This window comes from Devosia sp. (assembly GCF_028290645.1).
Taxonomy (GTDB): Bacteria; Pseudomonadota; Alphaproteobacteria; order Rhizobiales; family Devosiaceae; genus Devosia_A.
On the sequence record NZ_JAQGJL010000287.1, the window covers coordinates 1 to 3789 of the forward strand.

The following is a 3789-nucleotide window of genomic DNA, read 5'->3' on the forward strand; positions in this document are numbered from 1 at the left end:
GCGGGGGAGGGGGACCGCCAAAGGCGGTGGAGGGGGCGGCCAGGCGCGCGGGTTCGGCCCACCACGCCCCCGTCCTCGCCCATCCCGCTGGCCCCGCGCCCAGGCCTCCTGCATACTCGCCCCCAACCCCTTCGCCACGGCGGCTCCCCATGGGCATATTTCAGCTTCTGTTCGGCTCCCGCGCTCCCACCGAGCCCGAGGACGCTCCGCGTCGCGCCAGCCTCGATGCCCCCGGCGTCATCTATGCCGTCGGCGACGTCCATGGTTGCCTCCGCCAGTTGCTGGCGCTGGAGCGCCAGATCGTCGCCGATGCCGCGCAGTTCGCCGGCCCGAGGACCATCGTCATGCTCGGCGACTACATCGATCGCGGCCCGCAATCGGCCCAGGTGCTCGACCACCTGGTCGCGCAGCCCCCGCCGGGCTTCCGCCGCATCTGCCTTGCCGGCAACCACGAGCTCGAGATGCTGAGCGTGCTGCATGGCGGGCGCAGCCGGTCCTGGCTCGAGTTCGGCGGCAGCGAGACGCTTCGCTCCTACGGCATCGGCGATGATCGCCTGCGCGGCGCCGCGGCGCTGCGGCGGCTGATCGAGGCTCACGTCCCCAACGAGCATGTCGCCTTCCTCGAAAGCCTGCCGGCGCTGCTCGAAACCCCCGGCTTCGTCTTCGTCCACGCCGGGCTTCAGCCGGGCGTCCCCATCGCCGCGCAGACCCTCGAAGACCTGGTCTGGTATCGCGACGATTTCGCCGAAACCTACGAAACCCTTGGCCTCACCGTGGTCCACGGCCACTCCATCCGCGACGAGGTGCTGCTCTCCCCCAACCGCATCGGCGTCGATACCGGCGCCTTCGTCACCGGCCGCCTCAGCGCCGTCCGCCTCGCCCCCGGCCTCCCGCCACAGGTGTTCGAGGCACGCTGAAGGCACGGGCGCCGGCGTCCCAAGCCTGCGCAAGGTCACGAGCGCTGATCGGTAAATGAGGAGGCCGGCCCCCGGGTCATGAAGCGTCGTGCCAAACCCACCCCTCTCCCTCCCCCTAACAGGGGAGGGAAACCCTTCCACCGGCGTCAGCGTTTTCGTCTCCCTCCCCCTCCTTCAGGGGGAGGGGACAGGGGTGGGGGTCCACACCCACCGGGCGACTTTAGGGGACAGGGGTGGAGGCCACACCCACCGGGCGACTTCCAAATACTCGATGTCATCCCAGCGAAAGCTGGGATCCATTTGGCAGCCAGCGCAGGATCAGTGTTAAGTCGCAGCTTTCGCTAGGATGACAGCCGCTCGTGACCTCGTAACCTCGCTCCAAACTTTCGGTTGCCGACGCCGTGCTGCAGTCCCGCACCGCGCCAATGCCGCCACATCTAGTCACTCCAAATACAATTCAGTAACCAGAAATATAGATCCCCCTCTATCCCCTGCCACATAGTTTTCGATGTTGTTAACTCGCCGCCGCTTAGATGCAAAGGTTCAACCGCTGCTCTGGGGCCCAGCCGGTGCGTGTGCTTATCGTCGATGACTCTAGATCGAGCCTGGCCTTTCTCGGCCATGTGATCGGTGCCCTCGAAGGCATCGAGATCGAAAGCTGTCTCCGCCCCACCCAGGCGCTGGCGCTCGCCACCACCACCCAGTTCGATCTCGTCCTCGTCGATCACGTCATGCCCGAAATGGATGGCGTCGAGGTCACCCGGCGGCTGCGCGCCGCCGATGCCTACCGGCTGGTGCCCATCGTCATGGTCACTTCCGACAACAGCCCGGCGCTGCGCGTCCGCGCCATCGCCGCCGGCGCCACCGATTTCGTCAACAAGCCCTTCGATTCGACCGAGTTGCAGGCCCGCGTGCGGAACCTCTTGGCACTCCGCCAGTCGCAGATCGAGCTCGCCGATCGCGCCGCCTGGCTTGCCCGCGAGGTCGAGAGCGCCACCCGCCACCTGGTCGAGCGCGAGGAGGAGATCATCTGGCGCCTCGCCCGCGCCATCGAATATCGCGACGGCGATACCGGCGAGCATGTGTCGCGCGTCGCCCAGGTCTCCTCGATGATCGCCGGCGCCATCGGCCTCACGCCCGAGCGCTGCCGCGTCATCTATCTGGCGGCGCCGCTCCACGATATCGGCAAGATCGGCATCGCCGACGCCATCCTCAGCAAGCCCGGCATGCTCACCCCCGATGAGCTCGAGGTCATGCGCACCCACGTGTCGATCGGCGCGCGCATTCTCGAGCACGGCTCGTCCCAGGTCATCCGCACCGCCGAGCTGATCGCCCAGAGCCACCACGAGCGCTGGGACGGCGCCGGCTACCCCGATCGCCTGTCCGGCACCGATATCCCCATCGAGGCGCGCGTCGTCGCCATCGCCGATGTGTTCGACGCGCTCTGTTCGGTCCGGCCCTACAAGCAGGCCTGGCCGATCGAGGAAGCCCGCCGCGAGATCGTCTCCCTCGCCGGCACCCATTTCGACCCCGCCTGCGTCGCCGCCTTCGAGCTCCGCTGGCCCGAGATCGAAGCCTTGATGACCGGCGCCCCCGAACCGGCCCGCCTCGCCGGCTGAATTCCGGCCCCCAGCCCCAGTCATCATCTGATCCCCGCCGCCCCGGCCGCCGGACGACGCCTTTTCTCGCCCGCCCGATCCGCGCCGCCGCACGCGCCGCCCCCAGACATGCACAGTAATCGCCCCACCGAGGCCCCGCCCGGTGACTCCCGGCAAGCATTCGAGGACTCGCGCCGAGTCACGCGACGACTCCACCCGGTCCCCGCCGCGCCCGCGCAGGATTCGATACTTCGGTCGCAATACTTGTAATTACTTCAACGCCACAATTACGCCAAATACTGTCAGTCGGTAAGTCAAGATTAACAAATATGGCTGATCATCGTTGTCATAAAAGGCAAACAGCACTTTCCGCGCGGCGCGGGGACTGTTTCCGGCCGTGGCGACAGAACCGTCGCCCGCGTCGGCTGTCGCTCGGCGCCCGCAACAAGACGTCACGTATCGCAGAAGCCATACTGAATCCGGGGCCAGAACGAACCCATGTCGCGACCATCTCCGCACCCGCTCCATCTGAGCGGTGATCTCTCCCTGCGCACCATTTCCAACCTCCACGCCGCGCTCACCGCCGCGCTCGCCGAACACCCGGTCATCGCCCTCGATACCGGCGCGGTCGACAGCATCGACATCGCAGCGCTGCAGGTGCTGGTCGCCGCGACCAAAGCCACCAGCGCCACCGGCCGCACCCTGACCCTCGCCGCCGGCGCCACAACGCCGATGGGCCGCACGCTCATCCGCGCCGGCTTCTTCACCCCCGACGGCCGCCCGCTCGTCGCTTCCCTCAACTCCTGGACCCTCACCCGCGAGGCGGCATGACCAAGACCATCCTCACCATCGACGATTCCGCCTCCATCCGGCAGATGGTCGCCATGACGCTGAAGAGCGCCGGTCTCAAGGTGCTCGAAGCCGGCAACGGGCTCGAGGGCTACACCAAGGCCACCACCGAAACCGTGCATGCTGTCGTCACCGACCTCAACATGCCGGTGATGAACGGCCTCGAGTTTTTGAAGAAATTCCGCCAGCACCCGGCCGGCAAGGGCATCCCGGTGATCCTCCTCACCACCGAGTCCGACGAGGACCTGAAGCGCCAGGCCCGCGAGTCCGGCGCCACTGGCTGGATCGTCAAGCCTTTCAAGCAGGACCAGTTGCTGGCGGTGATCAAGACGGTGGCCGGGCCATGAGCTTTCCCGATCCGGCCGAGACTTTTCGCCAGGAGGCGCGCGAGCTGCTCGAGAAGCTCGAAGCCGGCCTGCTCGACC

The 3789-nt window shown here is 67.2% G+C and carries 4 protein-coding genes; all 4 read left to right on the top strand.

Annotated elements, in window-relative coordinates; translation table 11 throughout:
* Positions 1 to 149: 149 nt before the first annotated feature.
* On the top strand, positions 150 to 917 hold the full coding sequence (locus tag JWQ89_RS15430; protein ID WP_299642405.1) for a metallophosphoesterase family protein: 768 nt from the start codon (positions 150 to 152) through the stop codon (positions 915 to 917).
* 569 nt (positions 918 to 1486) lie between these two features.
* Positions 1487 to 2536: an HD domain-containing phosphohydrolase gene (locus JWQ89_RS15435; RefSeq protein WP_299642406.1), complete on the top strand. Its 1050-nt coding sequence runs from the start codon at positions 1487 to 1489 to the stop codon at positions 2534 to 2536.
* A gap of 477 nt (positions 2537 to 3013) precedes the next feature.
* Positions 3014 to 3346 carry an STAS domain-containing protein gene (locus tag JWQ89_RS15440; protein ID WP_299642407.1) on the top strand — a complete coding sequence of 111 codons (333 nt, stop codon included), beginning with the start codon at positions 3014 to 3016 and terminating at the stop codon, positions 3344 to 3346.
* On the top strand, positions 3343 to 3711 hold the full coding sequence (locus JWQ89_RS15445; protein WP_299642408.1) for a response regulator: 369 nt from the start codon (positions 3343 to 3345) through the stop codon (positions 3709 to 3711). The genes JWQ89_RS15440 and JWQ89_RS15445 overlap by 4 nt, the downstream gene beginning before the upstream one ends.
* Positions 3712 to 3789 lie beyond the last annotated feature (78 nt).